General features: G+C 63.2%; 5 protein-coding genes. 3 read left to right on the plus strand and 2 right to left on the minus strand.

Annotation, left to right across the window (positions count from 1 at the left end; all coding sequences use genetic code 11):
- Positions 1-85: 85 nt before the first annotated feature.
- Complete coding sequence (locus tag HS968_RS10910) at positions 86-2,092, minus strand: sensor histidine kinase (protein WP_182371254.1); 2,007 nt, start codon at positions 2,090-2,092, stop codon at positions 86-88.
- Between the two features lie 201 nt (positions 2,093-2,293).
- Between HS968_RS10910 and HS968_RS10915 the strand changes: the two genes are divergently transcribed.
- Positions 2,294-3,031: a response regulator transcription factor gene (locus HS968_RS10915; protein ID WP_137010844.1), complete on the plus strand. Its 738-nt coding sequence runs from the start codon at positions 2,294-2,296 to the stop codon at positions 3,029-3,031.
- On the opposite strand, the gene HS968_RS10920 is transcribed toward HS968_RS10915, so the two are convergent.
- The gene (locus tag HS968_RS10920; protein ID WP_182371255.1) at positions 3,012-3,695 is read right to left on the minus strand and encodes a response regulator transcription factor; all 684 of its coding nucleotides are present in this window, start codon (positions 3,693-3,695) and stop codon (positions 3,012-3,014) included. The two genes, HS968_RS10915 and HS968_RS10920, sit on opposite strands and share 20 nt — an antisense overlap.
- A gap of 225 nt (positions 3,696-3,920) precedes the next feature.
- Here HS968_RS10920 and HS968_RS10925 point away from each other — a divergent pair, with 225 nt between their 5' ends.
- The gene (locus HS968_RS10925) at positions 3,921-5,303 is read left to right on the plus strand and encodes a TolC family protein (RefSeq protein ID WP_182371256.1); all 1,383 of its coding nucleotides are present in this window, start codon (positions 3,921-3,923) and stop codon (positions 5,301-5,303) included.
- A gap of 96 nt (positions 5,304-5,399) precedes the next feature.
- A complete protein-coding gene (locus HS968_RS10930) occupies positions 5,400-20,930 on the plus strand; it encodes a Calx-beta domain-containing protein (RefSeq protein WP_182371257.1) in 15,531 nt (5,176 codons plus the stop codon).
- The last annotated feature ends 8 nt before the right edge of the window (positions 20,931-20,938 follow it).

Consider the following 20,938-nt stretch of genomic DNA (forward strand, 5'->3'; position numbering starts at 1 on the left):
TCGCGAAGGCTTCTACGTCATTGTCGAAAGAATCGTTTGGCCTGGCTGCAATCCCCGGTTAGGAGTAACGCTTGCATAGTGGTCTTCACAGCGCTGAAACAGCGGTGGTGCCAAGAGGCAGGCTCAGGCGGAAGCAGATGGGCGTTTCTTCTCCGCGGCTTTCCAGGCAGATATCGCCGCCATGCAGTTCGAGGATCCGCTTTGCCAGGTGCAGTCCCAGACCCGCACCGGGGCTGTGCTGTGCCTGGCTGCCACGGAAGTATTTCTGGAACAACAGTCTGGACTGGTCTTCCGGAATCGCGGGGCCTTCGTTGCTGATCTGAATGTCGAGAAAACCTGGTCGGTCACTCAGGCGCAGTTCGATGGCGCTGCCGGCTGGCGCGTGGCGATCGGCATTGGCGAGAAGGTTACGCAGGGCGATCTTGATCAGGCTGTCATCGCAGCGGATCGCGGTCTGAGCGCTGTGGTTGCGAATGACGACCCGACCGTCAGGAATATCCGCGGTACTTCTTTCCATCAGTGATTGCAGGGCGTGATCCGTATCGCACTGAATGGCAGTGGTGCCTTCCATACGATCATGGCTCAGGTAGTGGTCGACGAGGGTTAGCAGGCGCGCCGAGGCCTCTCGGATGTTCTGACAGCGTTTCTCGTTACGCTCAGGCGCCGCGGACAGATTGCGGGAAATCTGCTGAGCCGACGTCGAGATGATGGCCAGCGGGGTGCGGAACTCGTGCGAGACCATGGCCACGAAGTCGCGTTGTTCTTCTCGCGTTCGTTGTTCCTGATGCAGGGTTTCGCGGAGCTCGCCCTCCAGCAGCGTGCGCCGGCTGATTTCTTCGCGTAGTTCCTGGGTGCGTTCGACGATCTGCTGTTCGAGGTTGCTGTTGTGTTCCTGCAGCAGCAGTTTGAAGTCGAGTTGGGCGCGACGTTTTTCCTCTTCGAGCGTGCGGTAGTGATGGATGATGCGCATGCTCATCAGCGCCATGTGCAGCAAGGTGCCGATGGCCACGGCATTGTCGGTCACGAAGGTGGTGGGAATCACGCCCAGGTTACGCATGAAACTGATGATGACGCCCGCGTAGTAGATGCCGAATACCAGCAGGAATACGCGTGCGGATTTTTGCCCTTTGAGCAGCAGCCACAGCGCTGTGCTGATGAGCAGTACGATGTTCAGTAACGAGAGCACCTGGGTCAGTGGCGCGCCGATCTGATAATGACCGAACAGGATGGCGGTGGCCGCCAGTACGCTGATGAGCAGGCAGATGCCCGTGAGAGTGCGCCGCACGCCGACAAATTCGCGAACCTGCAGCTGGCGTTGGGCAAAGATGAAACCAATCGGCAGGCTGGCAGCCATGATGCAGCCCAGCATGCGGTCGCTCCAGGCTACCGGCAGGCCTGTAGCCTGCTGAATCAGCCCGGTGCTGAAACTCTCTATCAGAAAGCAGCACGAGACATAGATCAGATACCAGCCGCTTTCCGGGGCATCCGTCATGCGCCAGAACACGCTGTGGAACACGATCAGCGCCAGGTAGATACCAAAGTACAGGCCGAGGCCGAGGTATTCGTTGCGCGCCTGTTGGTGGAACTGCGGTTCGGGCATCAGGCGTGCGCTGACGGACATCGCGTTCTTGCTCTTCAGGCGTAGCAGCAGGGTATGAGGCTGGCCATTTTCGAGGCTGATGGGGAAGGAAGCCGTGCGGTAGTTCACTGGCCACAACGTTCGAGCCAGAGTCTCGCCACTTTGCAGCTCGTGGGTCGCGCCATTCTGGTTGAGGTCATAAAGCGTCACCTCGTCGAGCAGTGCATTGCTCAGTGTCAGCATCCAGGCCTCTGGCGCGTCTCGCTCAGCCTGTACCTGCAATTTCAACCAGATGACGTCATAGGTGAAACCGGCGTTCAGGGGGCCAGGCAGCGCGATCCAGTCGCTGGATGCCAGTGCGCTCGCGGCATCCAGTGTCCCGGTCGGGTCAGTGAGCCGCTCCAGATAGCCGTTGGTATTGGTCGCCTGGGTCTGGAGCGTCAGCGTGCTGGCCAGGGCGGGCCATGAGCACATCAGGCACATCAACAGCAGATAACGGGGGAGTTGGATCATGGGGCGGGTTCTGCCAGACCTGATGAAATTGGAATTCTAACTGGCAGCAGTGCTCTATTGATGGAGCACTCCGATTTGCTCGGTTGGTTATGGCTGCGCAAGGGGTATCATGGCGGGACTTTGCCCGGGGTGCAGCAACGATCCTCGGTTGCTGATGAGAGCGTATAGGTGAAACGAGCTTCACATTCTGAAAACGCAGCTGTGCTTGAGTCGTCGCAGTTACGGTTGCTGGTGGTGGAATCGGTGGCCGGCAGGCTTCTGAGCAGCTGTCCGCGTTTGCACGAGCATGTGTCATGCCTGCAGTTCAGCACCGTCGAGAAGCTGTCGGAAATCGACGTCGCGCTGCTCGCGCCCCATATCGTGCTGCTCGAACTGGACGGACAAGCGGGCGTTGAGCTGGATCTGGCTGCGCGTATGCATCGTCTTTGGCCTGGCGTCGGATTTATTCTGGCCTGTGAGCCCGAGCAGATGAACCTGCGTCTGCAAGGGTATGCACATGGCGCCGATTATTGTCTGGTCAAGCCTCTGGTAGAGGTCGAGCTCGTTTCGGTCATCGACGCCCTGGCCCGGCGCCTGCGCATGCAGGTCGCGCCTGCGGGTGATTGCTGGGTCATCGACTCGCAGCGGCAGATGCTCGGCTTGCCAGATGGCCGCTTCATGGAGCTGAGTCGCAACGAATACCTGGTGCTGCAGTGCCTGCAGCGTGCGCCGGATCAGACGGCCAGCCGGCAGTCGCTGGCCGAGGGGCTTGGGGTCAATTACATGACCTATGACGAGCGGCGCCTGGAGGCCATCGTCAGTCGACTGCGACGCAAGATCGCGACCTTCGCCGGGCGTGAGGCGCCGATCCGGGCTTTGCGCAACAAGGGCTACCTGTTTACCGGCAGCCTGCTGGCGTACCAGCATGAGCGGACAGAGCCTAGACGCGGATCTGCGTAGCTTCGTAGAAGCAGTAGCCGCTGTTGCGCAGCGTCTTCAGAGGCAGTTCGAGCCCCGTGGCCTGCTCCACGTTGCGCCGCAGACGAAGGATTTGCGTATCCAGGCGACGTTGATCGTAGGCCAGATAGTCTTCGTCGAGCGCATTGATGATTTCCCGGCGTGAAACGGTGTTGCCGGCGTTACGCATCAGGCAATGCAATACCAGTGAGTCCTGGTGGGAAAGCCGCAGCCCCTGTCGGTTGGGAGCCTTGAGTTCTCGTGGGCCCATGTCCAACTGCCAGGGTGAAGATTCGCGTTGCAGGCCGAGCCGGCGGCGCAAGGCATCGAGCACGGCGGCCAGCTCGTCCAGGTCGCAGCCCTTGGACAGGTAATGGTCGACGCCCTGACGAAAGCCGGTGACGCGGTTGTCGGGGGTGCCGCGTGCGGTGAATGCGACGATACCGAGCGTACTGCCGCTGCCGCGCAGCTGGCGAATCAGATCCAGGCCATCGCCATCCGGAAGGCCCAGGTCTATCACCGCCAGGTGATGGCGGTGTTCGTCGAAGGCTTCGGTGAAAGCGGCAAGGCTTTCGACAGCGGTCACGCGATAACCGGAGTCTTCGAGAAATTCGGCCAGTTCCTGGGCAAGAACGGGTTCGTCTTCTAGCAGGATTAGGTCAATCATGGGCAGTCGGGCAAAGGAAAATATATACCAGGTGCAGGTTCGCCGGCCCCTTTTGCAGAGGGCGCTTTTGTGAAAGTCTAGCCAAGCCTGCTCGGCTCTCGAAAGGCGTCAGTGAAAAACACCTGAAAAATGTCAGGTTTTGTCAGTTTCATGGAATGGCACAACGCTAGTATGGGTGTGCCGGTGCGACTCCCGGCATGTCGATGACCATGACGGGTGTGCCCCATGCTTTCAAGAATCAAACCTGCCTTCCAGGCCCGGCGAGAACTGCTCGCGGCCTGCGTACTGCTCTGCTCCGCGAATGCTTCGGCCGATCAGGGTTTTGCCGCCAATCTCGACCGTATCCTGCGCGAACACCAACTGGTGCGGATGGTTGACGCCGATGTCGAGACCGCCCGCGAGCAGGTCAACGTCGAAAAGGCCGCCTATTACCCGAAGCTGACCGTGAATGCGGGAGCAGGGCGCAGAAACACCCACCGTGAACAAGGCACCGACGGGCATTACGACCCGGTCGATGCCAGCGTAGGGCTCAATCAGCTGATTACCGACTTCGGTGCCACGTCGTCGCGCGTCCAGGCAGCCAAAGTGGTGCTGGTCAAGGAAGAGGCCGAGCGCGAACTGCAGGTGCAGAACCTCATCCTGGCGGCCATCGAAGCTCAGCTTCAGGTCATCCAGGCCGAGCGTACCCAGTCCTACGCTCGCCAGTCCGAGCAGAACATCAAGCAGCAGACCTCGCTGGAGAACGCGCGCATGGAGGCCGGCCGAGGCTATGCGACCGACGTGCTGCAGGCGAAGTCGCAACTGGCTGGCGCCGAGGCGCGCCGAGTCATGGCTGATAGCCGCATGCGCGAATCCCTGAACCGTTATCGGGTTATCTTCGGCGAATCCGCGATTGCTCCGGACACCCTGGAGGCACTGGCTATTCCGAGCGATCGTCTGCCTGCCTCGGAGGCAGCCATCGTCGAGAGCGTGCGTCAGCAGAACCCTGATCTGCTCGCGGCCATCAAACGCGCCGAGGTCACCCTTGCCGAGCGTGACGCCGCACGCAGCAAGGAACTCATGCCACGCTTGTCCTTCCGGCTGAGCCAGGAGCACTACGAGGACTACGACGACACGCCGGGATTCCGCAACGACACCAAGGCCATGGTCAATTTCGATTGGCAGTTCGACCTCGGTATGCGCGCCAACTATGTCACCCGTGCTGCCGACCAGGCTGTTGCCAGTGCCCAGGAAAAGGCCGACTACGTGCGTATCCAAGCCATGGAAGAGGCCCGCAATGCCTGGGTTTCCTGGGAAACCTCGCGTGAGCGCGCTGATCACCTGCGTAATCAGGTGCGCATTGCCGAGAGCTTCCTCGAGCTGGCTCGCAAGGAACGTGAAATGGGGCGTCGCTCGCTGCTCGACATCCTCAACGGTGAAGTCGGCCTGATCAATGCCCAGAGCGACGCTACCGCTGCCGGTATCGACGAGATCATCGCTGCCTATCGTCTACTGCGTGCAACCGGTCAGTTGAGTCCGGGGATTTTCCGTCAGCCGGGGATCATCGTTCCGGCGGATCGGGCGCTGCCTGTCGCGTCTCTGGCAGTGGGTCAGCCCAGTAGCAATTGAGTCTTGAGTCATCGCAATCGCATCGACACGCACGCACCTGTTCCAGGTGCGTTCGCGCTTCCAAAAGACAGGCTGTAAATAGCAGGAGTAGCCTCAATGGCTGAATTGACGAGTGCACAGATCGATACCCTGGTGCGTGCCGTACAGGTGGTCACGGATTTCCTGAACGGGCGTGCACCCGACGGGATCGACTCGCTCGAGCAGGCTCTGACCGTCATGAGTCAGATGCTCCGCAGCGCCGGTATTCCCGTGCAGTTGGCCGAAAGCCTGCGTCAGTCCATTGCCGAGCAGGCCCGCGCTACGCAGTCGCAGCCGGAAGCGGTCGAAGCGTTTTCCTGGGTACAGAGCTGGTTGGCGAATGCTGATATCGAGGTTCAGAGGCTCGATGAAGGAAGCACGAGCGCGCCCCTCGATGTGCTCACGCCCATGGCGGAACCGGCTCCGTCGATTTCGGCTCCAGCCCCGTTCGACAGTACTCATCGTCCTGAAATCACCGGCCTGCTGGGTCAGGACATCGATCGAAGCGATGTGGCGACGCAACCCGAGCGTACGCAACTGACCGGTGACCTCAGCGGTAGCGGCGTGTTGCCCCCGGGTGTGCCGCCGGAACTGGCCATGCTCAACCTCGACGGCTTCGGCCCTGGTCTGCTCGGTGGCGTTACCACGGGTATTGGCCCAGGCGGCGCATCGCAGGGCACTGGCGGGGTGGCAGGGGGCGGTCTCGGTGTGTTCCCCAACTTCCGTGACGACAGCGGCATCGGCAGCAGTCTGTCTGCTGGCACTGACCGCGGCTTGCCGCCGGACACCTCAGGCAACGAGGCTACGCCGCCGACTGGTAGCAGCCAGCCGACCTCGGTTCTTTCCGTCCGAGGTGCTGGTGATGTGGTCGAGGGGGATAGCGGCGACACCATGGTGCTGGTATTTACCGTGAGCCGCACCTCCGCAACGGGTGCTGCTCAGGTGCAGTGGACACTCAGCGGTCTCGATCCTGCCCTGTTCGGCGGCTCGCTGCCCAGTGGCGCGCTGGTTTTCGCCGACGGCCAGACCGAACAGCAGATTCGTATCGAGGTGCCGGGCGACTATCTGGCGCAGGGCGACCGCACGGCCGTGGTGTCCTTGAGCAGCCCGAGTGCCGGCAGCCAGCTTGGCCAGTCCAGCGCTTCGGTACAGATTCTCGACAACGACGCCACCGTCAGCATCCAGGCCACGCGTCTGCAGGTGTTGGAGGGTGATGAGGGCGAGCAGCAGTTACTGACCTTCGTGGTCACGCGCAGCAACGGTCGCGCCGAGGCAACCATCGATTGGGCTGCCAGCGGCCTGGACGAAGCGGACATCGGCGGCCCACTGCCTTCCGGCACCCTGACCTTCGGCATTGGCGAGGTGAGCAAGACCATCAGCATCCCGTTGCTTGGCGACCGCGTGGTCGAGCCCAATGAGGTGCTGCAGGTCAGCCTGAGCAATCCCAGCAGCAACCTGACCATCGTCACCGCTGACGCCACCACCACGGTGCTCAACGATGACGGCCTGGTGTCGATTCGCGCCAACCAGTCGCAGGTCGTCGAAGGCGACACCGGCACCACCACGACCATCAGCTTCACCGTCACCCGTACCGATTCGCTGAGCAGTGGTTCGGTGCGCTGGTCGGTCAGCGGCGTCGATGCCGAAGACCTGATCGAAGGCATCGACGGCGGCTTCCTGCATTTCGCCGCCGGCGAGACCAGTCGCGACATCGTGCTTACCGTGCGCGGCGACCGTGAGGTCGAGGACGACAAGACCCTGACCGTCAGCCTGCAGAGCGAGCAGAGCAACCTGCGTGTCTCTGGCGGTAGTGCCAGTACCGTGATCCTCAACGATGACACCGGCGTCAGCCTGCGTGGCGTGACCATGGACGTGATGGAAGGTGGTCAGGGTCAGCAGACCGCGATCACCTTCATGGTGACTCGTTCCGAGCTGCTGGATCAGAGCCTCAGCATCGATTGGCGCTTCGTCCGTGTGGGTACCCATGCCGCCGACGCTAACGACTTTGTCGCCGGGCAGAACCTGCTCAACCTGGCCGATGGCATGCCCAGCGGTGGTGTCACCTTCGCGCCCAACGAGACGCAGAAGTTGGTCACCGTGTGGGTCAAAGGCGACAACCTGGCGGAAATGGACGAGACCTTCGGCATCGTTCTGCACAACCCGCCGGCCGGTGTGCAGATCATCAACGGCGAAGCCTACGGCACCATCCGCACCGACGAATCGGTGTACAGCATCGAGGCCGTCACGCCATCCACCGTCGAGGGTAATGGCGTAGGCGGGGTGCAGGCATTCATCGTCACCCGCACGGGTAACATCAGCAGTGCCGGGCAGATCGGCTACCAGATCGCCGGCTATGGCGAGCTGCCGACTGACATCAACGATTTTGCCGTCGACCAACCCATGAGCGGCACCGTGCAGTTTGCCGCGGGTGAAAGCAGCAAGGTCATCTACGTGCGCCTCAACGGTGATACCCAGATCGAGGGCACCGAGAGCTACACCGTGTCGCTGCAGGCGCAGGATGCCAACAGCCAGATCGATGTCGGTGCCGCGCTGGCCAGCATCGATTCGGATGACCAGGCCGTCTCCATCGTCGCGCGCAATGCCAACGTGCGCGAAGGCACCACCAGCACCACGCCGCTGGAGTTCGTGGTGACTCGTACCGGCGAGCTGTCGCTGTCCGGCACCGTGCAGTGGCACGTGCAGGGCTTCGGCAACAACCCGGTGGACGCGGCCGACTTCGGCGGCACCTGGCCGTCCGGCACTGTCGAGTTCGCCCCCGGCCAAAGCAGTGCGGTGATTCGTTTCAGCGCGACCCCGGACAGCCACTATGAGCCCACTGAAGGGCTGCAGGTGGTGATCAGCAGTACCACGCCGGGCATGACCATCATTCAGGATCGCGCCAACGGCAGTCTGATCAACGATGACGCGCGCCTGAGCCTTGATGGCAGTGGCCTGGTCGCAGCCGAGGGCAATAGCGACACGCCGCGTTCGCTGAACTTCACCGTGCAGCGTCAGGGCGACCTGACCCAGAGTGTCAGCGTCGACTGGCGTCTGGTGTTCGGCAGCGATGCCAACTCCGCCAATGCCGCCGACTTCCTCGCCGGTACGGCTTTCAGCGGTACCCTCGAATTCGGTCGCGGCGTACAGAGCCTGGTGGTGACGCTGCCGCTGTCGCCGGACAATCTGGTCGAGCTGGACGAAACCTTCCAGGTGGTGCTGAGCAACCCCAGCCCCGGCGCGGAAATTTCCGTCGGATCAGCCAATGGCCTGATCCGCAACGACGACGTGGTGTTCAACCTGCTGTCCCAGGCTGACAGCCTGGAAGGCAGCGGCGGCAGTCATGAGCTGCGCTACGTGGTCGAACGCAGCGGCGACCTGACCGGCAGCGACACCATCACCTGGAGCCTTGCTCCTGGCGCCATCAATGGCGTGGATGGCAGCGATTTCGTCGGTGGTGTGTTGCCCAGCGGCACCTTGGTGTTCACTGCGGGCGTCGATCGCATGGAGATCGTTCTGCACATCGCTACCGACTCGCAGCTGGAAGCTGACGAGAGTTTCGTGCTCAGTCTCGGCACCCCGAACCCGGGCGCTACCGTTGGCAATGGCAGCGTCAACGGCATGCTGCTCAATGACGACCAGCAGTTCGCCATTCAGGCGCAGACCGCCAGCGTCGCCGAAGGCGGCGACGGCCAGGTGGCGCAACTGAATTTTCTGGTCAACCGCACCGGCTACCTGAACGGTACCGGCAGCGTGGCCTGGCGCGTGGTCGGCGAGGGCGGTAACCCGGTCGATGGCGCCGATTTCGTCGGCGGCGTGCTGCCGTCCGGCACACTCAACTTCACCAGCGGCCAGACCAGCCAGACCATCACCTTGCAGGTGGCGGGCGACTATCGTCTGGAAGCCAGCGAAGGTCTGCGTGTCGAACTCTACGACCCGTCCACCGGCGCCAGCCTGGGCAATGCCTCGGCCACGGCGACCATCACCAACGATGACACCGGCCTGGCCATCGCCACCACCCGCAGTGGCCTGGTTGAGGGCGACAGTGGCAGCGTCATTCATGAATTCACAGTGACCCGCTCCGGTGTCACCACGGGCACCACCAGCGTCGACTGGAGTCTGTCTGGCGAGGTCGATGCCGCGGACTTCGTCGGCGGTGTGCTGCCGTCCGGTACCGTCACCTTCGGCCCGGGCGAGACCAGCAAGGTCATCCAGATATCTGTGCGTGGCGACCGCGATGTGGAGGGTGACGAGTCCTTCACCGTGACCCTCGGCAACGCCAGTGGTCATGCCGACATCCTGGTCGGCGAGGCCCAGGGCAGCATCGTTTCCGATGACGTCGGCATCAGTATCCAGGCCGAGCAAGCCGCGGTGGATGAAGGCGCGGCGGGCGAAACCCAGGTGCTGCGCTTTACCGTGACCCGCAGCGGTGACCTGTCCGGCCCGGTCAGCGTGACCTGGACTGCCAGCGGCTTGCAGGCCGATGATTTCGTCCTCGGTACTGCGCTCAATGGTCTTGTGGAATTCGCTGCCGGCGAAACCAGCAAGGTGATCGAGCTGACCCTGGCCGGTGATGCCGTGCTGGAAAGCGACGAAACCCTCACCCTGACCTTGGGTAACCCGGTCTCGAACCCGGCCTATGGCCAGACCCAACTGCTCACCGACACCGCCAGCACCCTGGTGCGCAACGATGACCTGGCGCTGTCAATCGACGCTGACCAGGCCAGCGCGGCCGAAGGCGATGCCGGCCAGGAGCGCAGTTTTACCTTCACCGTGACGCGCAGTGGCGACCTGCGCGCCACCAGCGTCGACTGGAAAGTGGCGGTCGGGCAGGGCGTCGATGCCGCCAGCCTGGCTGATTTCGTCGTGGGCCAGGACGCACTCGGCGCTAACGCCGGCTTGCCGTCCGGCACCGTGGCCTTTGCCGAAGGCCAGACCAGTGTGCAGATCACCGTGCGTGTGGCCGGCGATGGCCATATCGAGCTGGATGAAAGCTTCAGCGTCGAGTTGCAGGCCCGCGATGGCAACACCGAGCTGACGGTGGCCAGCGCCGAGACTCGTATCGACAACGATGACATGGGCTTCTCCATCACCCCTCTGGCCGCCGACAAGGCCGAAGGCAATAGCGGCACCACCGCGTTCACCTTCACCGTGACCCGTGCCGGCGACCTGGGCTCGGCTGCCCTGGTGGACTGGTCGCTGTCCGGTATCGCCAATGCCGCGGATTTCGCTGCCAGCAGCGGTACCCTGAGCTTCGCCGCTGGCGAAGCGAGCAAGACGCTGACCATCCAGGTCAACGGCGACCTGCAGGTGGAGGCCGATGAAACCTTCACCGTCACTCTGAACAACGCCCGCCTGGAAGACGGCACGCCGCAGGCGGTGGTCGATGGCACGGCCGATGGGGTGATTCGCAACGACGATCAGGGCTTCTCGGTGAACGCCGAGCAGGCCAGCATCAGCGAGGGCAACAGCGGCAGCAAGACGGTGATCTACACCATCGTGCGCAGTGGCGACCTCACCGGCAGCGCCACGGTCGACTATCAGGTCACTGGCAGCAACGGCGGCGACGCAGCCGACACCATCGGTGGTCTACCGGCCGGTAGCCTGACGTTCGCCCCCGGCCAGTCCGAGCGTACCGTCAGCTTCGTTCTGCGTGGCGACACCCGCGTAGAGGCGGACGAGGCCTTCACCCTGACGCTGAGCAACCCCAGCGCCGGCATCCTGATCAAGCCCAGCGACAGCACGCTGGTCACCAACGATGACACCAACTTCAGCATCAGCGCGCCGGCTGCACAGAACGAAGGCGCCACAGGGGATGTCACCGAATTCACCTTCACCGTCACGCGTAGCGGCGTGACCACTGGCACAGGCTCCGTGCAGTGGCGCCTGGATCCGGCCACGGGCATCAATGCAACCGATTTCCAGGGTAGCCAGGATACCCTTGACAACAACGCCGGGCTGCCCAGTGGTACGGTCAGCTTCGCAGCCGGCCAGACCAGCCAGACCATCACCATCCGCGTGCGTGGCGACAACACCGTGGAGAGCAATGAGTCGCTGCAGGTATCGCTGTTCAACCCAACGGGCGGCACCATCGAAGCGGGCGAGGGCACGGCCAGCACGCAGATCGTCAATGACGACGCCAGCTTCAGCATCGCCGCCAATGCTGCCACCCAGGCCGAAGGCAATAGCGGCGAGCGCGATGTCGTATTTACCGTGACCCGCAGCGGTTCTCTGAACGGCGCCCGCGACATGACCTGGACATTGTCCGGTGGCTTGAACGCCAGCGATCTCGGTGTTGGTCAGGCCTCTAGCGGAACACTCAGCTTCGCCGATGGCCAGAGCACTGCCACCGTGGTGATCCGCGTGCGCGGCGACTCCAATGTCGAGGATGACGAGGCCGTCACCGTGACGCTCTCCAACCCCTCGGCCAACGCCAGCATCGGCACCGCTAGCGCCACCACCACCCTGACCAACGACGACGCCTCGCTGAGCATCAGCCCATTGTCCGCCGACAAGGGCGAAGGCAACAGCGGCTACGTCGAGTTCACCTTTACCGTGACCCGCGCTGGCTATACCAACCAGGTCAGTACGGTCGACTGGCGTGTCGATCCCAGCGTCGCCAACTCGGTGAACGGCGCTGACTTCTTCAGCAGCCAGGCCGCCGGTGTGCTGCGTGATGTCGATGGCATCCCTTATGGCACCGTGACCTTCGCCGCGGGTGAAACCAGCAAGACCATCACCCTGCGCGTGGCCGGCGACAGCCAGCTCGAAAGCAACGAAACGCTGCGGGTGCTGCTGGAGAACGCCTCGCCGGGTAACGAGATCGCCACGGCCAGTGCCGATGGCGTGGTGCGCAACGACGATGCCGAGGTGAGCATCACCGGTACTCTGGTGGTCAATGAGGGAGACGCGGGCCATGGTCAGGGCGCGTTCTTCGAGTATACCGTCACCCGTACTGGCAACCTGAACCAGACCAGCACGGTTAACTGGGCCGTGCAGCATATCGATACCACCTCCGCCGACTTCACCAATGGCTCGGTGAACCTCAATCCCACCGGCACCGTGACATTCGCTGCGAACGAGACCACCCAGACCTTCCGCGTCTACGCCTATGGCGATACCGGGGTCGGCAGCATCGAGGGTAACGAGCGTTTCAACCTGGTGCTGAGCAACCCCAGCGGTGGCACCTCGATCGGCAGCAATGGCAGCGTGCAGAGCACCATCGCCAACGACGATACCCGGGTCACCATCGAGTGGGTACAGGCCCGTCAGGCCGAGAAGATCGAGGGGGAAAGCACCACCTACACCATCAACCTGACCCGCAGCGGCGACACCAGCAAGGTTTCTACACTGAACTGGGCGGTCAGCGGCGAGCAGGTGAGCCTCAACGGCGGCTGGAGCTGGGAGGGTATCGCGGATGGCACCGACTTCGGCGGCACACTGCCGTCGGGCAACGTGCGTTTCGAGGTCGGCCAGACCAGTAAGACCATAACCTTCACCGTGCGCGGTGACGATGTCGTCGAGAACAATGAGTGGTTCAAGGTACTGTTCAGCAATACCGGGGGCATCGACGAGTTGTATGCACCGCAGAGCGGTAACCAGGGCATCATCAGTGCCACGCAGCAGACGACCAACAAGAGCGAGACCGGTGTCTACTTGTTCGGTGAGATCCAGCGCGACGAAGCCGAGTTCTACATCCAGGACACGCCTACCACCGGGCGCAATCGTTTCGAAGGCGACACTGTTGCCGATGGCGGCAGTGCGGCCGATGGCTATATCGAGCACACCTTCGCCGTCTATCGCACCATTTCCACCGCTGGCCCGGCATGGGTCGACTGGGCGGTGCAGACCAGTGTCGGCAATTACGTGTCGATGGATGCCAATGACTTCGCGCCAGGTGAAGCGCTCTCCGGGCGTCTGGAGTTCGTCGATGGGCAATCGGTCGGCTATGTCACCATTCGTACACGTGTGGACGATGTTGGTGAATACGATGAAGCCTTCCGTCTCTATCTCACTCAGGCCAGCCCCGGCAGCAGTATCCAATCCGGTTCGACTGCCAACCCGGGCTACGTCAACAACCATGTGGTGCTACAGAACGACGACACCCGCTTCGATGTCAGCAGCGAGCGTGTCAGCGAGGGTGACGAGCTGGTCTTCACCATCACCCGCGCCGGCGACCAGCGCGGTAGTGATTCTGTGGATTGGCAGATCGTCCTGGGCGGTTCGGAGACGAGTAACGAATCCAACAACGTACGCAACGACTGGTACAAGCTCGACCCGGCCGACCTCGACATGGACGCGATCCTGGCCAACAACCCCGGCCTGTCCTGGAACGCGGCCACGCGCACGCTGAGCGGCAGCTTCACCTTCCTCGATGGCGAGCTGACCAAGACCGTCACCCTCTACACCGTCAACGACACGCTGACCGAGACCTGGCGCGAAGAAGTGAAGATGGTGCTGAGCAACCCGCAGAACCTCGATGGCGACATCGAGACGCCGTCGCTCGGTTACAACCAGGATGGCTGGGTGCTGAACGACGAGCCGGCGGCACTGCTTGCCGTGACCAGCAGCACCAGCGAGGTGTTCGAAGGCAATTCAGGCACCACCAGTGTCACCTTCACCATCACCCGTACCGCACAGCCCGGTGGCAGTGTGGACTACGCCAGCAGCGTGGCCTGGCAGATCGTCGGCGACAACATCAACTGGGGCGGCAATGGCGGGGCGCAGGTCAGCGCCTATGGTGGCAATGCCACAGCGGTGACGTCGGCAAGCTCCAGCACCACCTATGGTGTGGTGAATTTTGCTGCGGGTGAGACCAGCAAGCAGGTCACGGTAACCTTCCCGGGTGACACCGTGATCGAGCCGGACACCCTGCTGAACTTCTCGCTGATCTCGCCGAACGAGGCCTACAACCATCCGTTCATCAGCTCGCAATACCGTGACGAGTACGGCCCGACCGGCATTGACCCGGCGCAGAGCAGTGCCAGCACGACGCTGAAGAACGACGATATCCGTCTGTGGGTCGGTTCTTTTGGCAACGCCGATCCGGTCGCCAGTGGTTACGAGGGGCAGCCGCTGAACTTCACCATCGTGCGCAGCGGGCGCATGGATAACGCGCTGACCATCGGTTACACCCTGACCAACGGCAGCACCACCAACGCCGACTTCGTCAGCCTGAGCGGCACCTTCACCCTGCCTGCCGGGATGTCCAGCTACAACGTCTCGCTGCTCGACCTGCTCAAGGCCGACGGCATCATCGAGAACACCGAGAATTTCACCCTGCGTCTCAATGCGCCGGCCGACACCACCGGTGCCACCGTGCGTTTTGGCATCGATGGCTGGAGCGCCAGTAGTGCCACCAATATGAACGTCACCGGCACGCTGTTGGAAAGCGATACGCGCTACACCGCCACGCCGACCAACGCCAGCCAGAGCGAGGCGGATGCCGGCCAGACCACCACCTATTCGTTGACGGTCAACCGCACCGGCTATACCGGCGTTGGGTCGGTGAAATGGCGTGTCGAGGGTGTGGGAGCGAACCCGGCCGATGCTGCGGATTTCTCCGGTGGTGTATTGCCCAGCGGCACCCTGAGCTTTGCCAATGGTGTGATGACCGGCAACATCAACATCGTCGTGCGCGGTGATGGCCAGGTCGAGAACAACGAAGGCTTCCGCGTGGTGTTCTACGAGGAGACCCTCAACAGCGCCGGTATCGTCAATCGCCCGGTCACCGGGCAGAACAGCCCTGATCTGACCATCGTCAACGATGACACCGGCATCAGCATTGCCGATGCCTCGATCACCGAGACCGATGCCAACCAGACCCTGACCTTCACCGTCACCCGTTCGGGCGTCATCAGCGGCACTTCCAGCATGAACTGGTCGCTGCTGCACGACACCACCAACGCCGCCGACTTCACCGGTGCCACCAGCGGCGTGGTGAACTTCGCCGCCAACCAGACCACGGCGCAGATCACCGTGACCGTTGTCGGCGATGTCACTCCTGAACAGGTGGAGAAGTTCCGCATCGCTCTGAGCAACTTCAGCAGCGACATCAGTGACCAGATCCGCACCACGGCCGAAGGCACCATCCGCAATGACGACGCGAGCTTCTCCATCGCCCCGTTGCAGGGTGCGAGTAACGAAGGCCAGGCGCAGACCTTCGTTATCACCCGCAGCCACAGCACCGAGCAGAACCAGACCATCAACTGGCAGGTGCTGTTCAACGGCACGGCCAACAACGCCGATCTCAGCGGGCCGCTGTCGGGCTCGGTGACCTTTGCGCCGGGCGAACTGACCAAGACCATCAGCGTGCAGTCCAACCAGGACGCCGTGGCCGAGGCCGACGAAACCTACAGCGTGCAGATCACCCTGGGCGCGGGCACTACGGGTGATACCATCACCCAGGCCGCTGCCGAGGGCACCATCCTCAACGACGATGCGGCCTTCAACATCGTGGCTGATCAGAGTGAACTGGCCGAAGGGCATAGCGGCACTACGGCCTTTACCTTCACCGTACAGCGCAGTGGCGATACAAGCGGCAGTGCCAGCGTCAACTGGCGCCTGGGGTCGATGCTGGCTGGCGTGGCCGATTTCGCCACGGCCGATCAGTTGGGCGACAACAGCGGCCTGCCGAGCGGCAGCCTGACGTTCGCCGATGGCGAGTCGAGCAAGACCATCACCGTGCTGGTCAACGGCGATACCCTGGTGGAGGGCGACGAAACCTTCCAGATCGTGCTGGGCAACCCGGTCGGTGCGCAGATCCAGACCGGCAGCGCCAGCAGCACCATCGTCAACGACGATGCCAGCATCAGCATCGCCGCCACCGATGCCAGCAAGGCCGAGGGCAACAGCGGCACAACCGCATTCACCTTCACCATCACCCGCACCGGTGCGCTAGATCAGCCGAAGACCGTCGATTGGGCGGTGATTGGGCATGGTGCACATCCGGTCGATGGCGCTGACTTCGAATTTGGCTCATTGCCGTCCGGCTCGCTGGTACTGCCGGCCGGCCAGGCCAGCGTCACCCTGACCATCAACGTGCGCGGCGATGTCCTGGCGGAACACGACGAAGGTTTCAGCGTGGTGCTGAGCAACCCGGCCAGCGGCCTGGTGATTGACCAGGCCAGCGCAGACGGCCTGATCATCGCCGATGACGTGGTGATCGACGTGACCGCACCGGCCGCCCAGGCCGAAGGCGATGATGGCCAGACCACCTGGTTCGATTTCGTGCTCACCCGAAGCGGCAAGCTGTCCGGTAGCGAAACCATCAACTGGAGCGTGGCTGGTATCGGCGCCAATCCTGCCTCGGCCGATGACTTCCTGCAGACCAGCGGTAGCGTCACCTTCGCGGCCGGTCAGGAGCAACTGACCATTCGCGTGCCAGTGCGTGGCGACTACAGCGGCGAGGCCAACGAGGACTTCCGCCTCAGTCTCAGCAGCTCCGATGGCGTGGTGTTCACCCAGGCCACGGCTGATGCCACCATCGTCAACGACGACGTGTCGCTGACTATCGTGGCCACTGACGCGCGTCACGTCGAAGGTCATGACGGCCTGCAGACCGTCTACACCTTCACCGTCAGCCGCAGCGGCAACCTCGATCTGGCCACCAGTGTGGACTGGAGCCTGCAGGGGTTGGCCGATGCCGCCGACTTCCTCGGTGGCGTGCTGCCCAGCGGCACGTTGAACTTCGCTTCGGGCGAGGCCGGCAGCCAGACCATCAGCATCACCGTCATCGGTGATCGCGCGGTCGAGCCGGACGAAACCTTCCAGGTGGTGCTCGGCAATGCATCGGCTGGCTCCGACATCAAGGTCGGCAGTGCCACCGGTACCATCGTCAGCGATGACGTGCACTGGGATATCGGTGTCACCACCACGCCGGTCGAGGGCGACAGTGGCGCCACGGGCTACCAGTTCCTGGTTACCCGTACTGGCAGCGGCCTGGCCACGACCCTGGCCTGGAGCGTGGCTGGCAGCGGTGCCAATCCGGCTTCAGCGGACGATTTCTTCGGCGGCCAACTGCCGTTCGGTGAGCTGACCTTCGCCGAAGGTCAGATGAGCCAGACCATTACCGTCTGGGTCGCCGGTGACAATCAGTTGGAGCCGGACGAAGGCTTCACCGTCAGCTTGCAGGCACCGAGCGACAGCCTCAGCCACAGCTTCGCCAATCAGCAGGTGGACGCGGTGATCCGCAACGATGACGACGTGTTCGCCATCGCCCCGCGCGCTGCCGATGCCGCCGAGGGCACCTCGCTGACCTTTACCGTGACCCGTACCGGTAGTACCGAAGGTACGTCTACGGTCAACTGGCGCATCAACCATGGCGATACCGATGTCAGTGATTTCTTCGCCTCCAGCGGCACGCTGACCTTCGCCGACGGGCAGAGCGAGATGGTGCTGACTATCCCGGTACGCAGCGACCGCGACGTCGAAATCGACGAACACTTCAGTGTCGAGCTGTATCAGCCAGGCCCTGGCAGCACCATCGATGCAGGTGCCGGCAGTGCCGCTGGGGTGATCCGCAACGACGACATCGACCTGACCCTGGCCAGTGTCGTCGCGCAGGTTCACGAAGGCGATAACGGCACGCCGGGGCGCCTGCACTTCACCGTTACCCGCAGTGGCGATACCAGCGGTGAAACCTCGGTCGACTGGCAGGTGCAGGCCGGTTCGGCCACCGCAGCTGACTTCCCTGGTGGCGTGCTGCCGTCCGGCTCCGTGGTGTTCGCCGCGGGTGAAACCCACAAGGACATCTACATCGATGTCCTTGGCGACGGTTTCGACGAGGGCGACGAGCAGTTCACCCTGCACCTGTCCAACCCGACCGGTAACGCCGATATCGTCGGCAACGATCAGGTCGGCACCCTCGTCAACGACGACGATAGCCTGGCCCTGAGCGTGGTGACCCGCGAGCTGGTCGAAGGCGACAGCGGCTTGACCCTGTTCACCTTCCGCATCGACCGTACCGGCAGCGCCGTGGGCACTGCCAGCGTCGACTGGCGCGCGGCCGGTATCGGCCCGCACCCGCTGAGTGACGCCGAGTTCGCCGCATTGACCGGCACCGTACACTTCGCTGACGGCGAGACCAGCAAAACCTTCACCGTCGCCGTGCGCGGTGACGAGCTGGGCGAGGAAGACGAGAGCTTCGCCGTGCAACTGGAGAATCCCAGCTACGGTTCCACCATCACCACCGGCCCGGTCAGCGCCGTGGTACTCAACGACGACCCGGTGCTGTGGATCAGCGCCGATGCCGCCACGGTGGTGGAGGGCAGCGATGGCCTGCAGACTCCGGTGACCTTCACCGTTACCCGCGGTGGCGATCTGTCCGGCCCGGCCAGCGTGCTCTGGGAGGTGGTGCCGTCGGGCGCCAACCCGGTCAATGCCGAGGACTTCGGTGGTATCTACGTCAGTGGTGTGGTCGCTTTCGGTGTCGGTGAAACCAGCAAGACCATCACCGTCTGGGTGGACGCCGACACACTCGGTGAGCAGGACGAGACCTTCTCCGTGGTGCTCAGTGACGCCGAAGGCGCCACCATCCTCACTGGCGAGGCCAGCGTCACCATCCTCAATGATGACCGTGGCCTTAGCATCGCTGCCCTGGGCAGCGACAGCCAGCGCGAAGGCGACACGGGCGAGGTGATCGAGTTCGTCTACCGCGTGGAGCGGGTCGGTGACAGCACCGGCAGCGTCAGCGTCGACTGGTCGCTGCGCGGCAACGGTACCTATCCGGCCAACGCCGGCAGCTTCGTCGGTGGTGTGCTGCCGTCCGGCTCGCTGGTATTCGCCGATGGCGAAACCTACAAGGACATCGTCATCCGCGTGCAGGGTGACGACGTGCTCGGCCCGGATCAGGGCTTCGAGGTGGTGCTCAGCGACCCGCAGGGCATCGACCTGATCAACGACCGTGCCAGCGGCACCATCCTCAACGACGACAATCAGTTCGCCATTCGTGTGGTCGATAGCGTGCTGGCCGAGGGCAATGGCGGCGCCACCACGGTGTTCCGCTTCACCGTCACCCGCAGTGGCGACACCTCGTCAGCGGCCAGCATCGACTGGTCGGTGGCCGGCAGTGGCGCGGCTCCGGCGGACGGCGCCGATTTCGTGGGTGGCGTGCTGCCTACCGGTACCCTGCATTTCGCCGCCGGTGAGACCAGCAAGGTGCTGGAGATCGCCGTCAACGGCGATGACCTCGGCGAGTCCGATGAACAGTTCACCGTGCAACTGTCCAGCAGCGGTGGTGGCAGCAGCGTCAACCCGCTGCAGGGCAGCGCACGAGCCACCATCCAGAGCGACGATGTCGCGCTGACCGTGCTGGCGCTGGACAACAGCCGACTGGAAGGTGCTCCTGGCACCACCACGCCGCTGACCTACCGCATTCTGCGCGCGGGGCCGGACGATGTTGCACTGACCATTCACTACAGCATCGTCGGGGCGGTGGATGCCAACGACTTCACCATCCCGCTGGCCGGCACCATCACTCTGGCTGCTGGCGTGTCGGAGATGATCTTCAATCTGCCGATCCGTGGTGATTCGCTGCGTGAGGGCGACGAGTCGTTCGACCTGACCTTCACTCACCCGGCCATCGCCGGCGGTGCCACCACCCTTGGCGGTACCATTCGCGACGACGACCTGGGCCTGGCCATCAGCGGCCCGGATAGCCTGGTGGAAGGCGACAGCGGCCTGCAGACGGTGACCTACCAGGTGACCCGCAACCCGACGTCCAGTGCCGAGACCTTCTACTGGAGCGTCACGCCGGGTGCAGGGCAGGGCGTGGATGCCGACGACTTCGGTGGCACCTTGCCTTCGGGCAGCGTCACCTTCGCCGCTGGCAGTACCACGGCCAGCTTCAGCTTCCAGATCAGTGGTGATCGTGCCGTGGAGGCAGACGAGCAGATGTCCATCGTCCTGCGTGCCACGGCCAACAGTCCGTACGTGCTGATCAGCAAGGACGTGGTACTGCGCAATGACGACCAGGCAGGGGCGGGGGATGACCTACTCACCGGGACGTCAGGCGCCGACAACCTGTCTGGCCTGGGTGGCAATGACCGGTTGTTCGGCGGTGCCGGCAGCGACGTGCTCAATGGTGGTGATGGCGATGACCTGTTGGTCGGTGGCACGGGGGCCGATGTGTTGATCGGCGGCGCGGGGGCGGATCGCTTCCACTACACCTCGCCAGCCGATGGCATGGATGCGATCCTGGACTTCCAGGCCGGCGTCGATCACCTGACCTTCGACCCGACGGCCTTCGGTGGCCTGAATGGCCTGACCTCGGTCTCGCAAGCCTTCACCGGCGACATCATGCAGACCCTGGCGCAACTGGCCGGGCAGGGTAATGCCGACGTCTACCGGGTCAGCTTCGCGCCAGGGCAGTTCCAGTTCGGCACTGGTAGCAACGGCCACCTGGACGAGCTGGAGGCGGCGATCACGGGCAACGGGCAGCACAGTGGTGCGGCTTTCTTCCTGATCTCCAATGGCGACGTCACGCGTTTGTATTACGATGCCGACACGTCCAGCGGTACCGATGGCAGCGGCCTGGTGGCGCTCGCCGAGCTGGCCAACCAGCCCGACGCGCACAGCCTGCCGCAGGACATCATCCAGCCTTACACGGTGTAACCCGTTCC

This window comes from Pseudomonas berkeleyensis, from assembly GCF_014109765.1.
GTDB lineage: Bacteria > Pseudomonadota > Gammaproteobacteria > Pseudomonadales > Pseudomonadaceae > Aquipseudomonas > Aquipseudomonas berkeleyensis.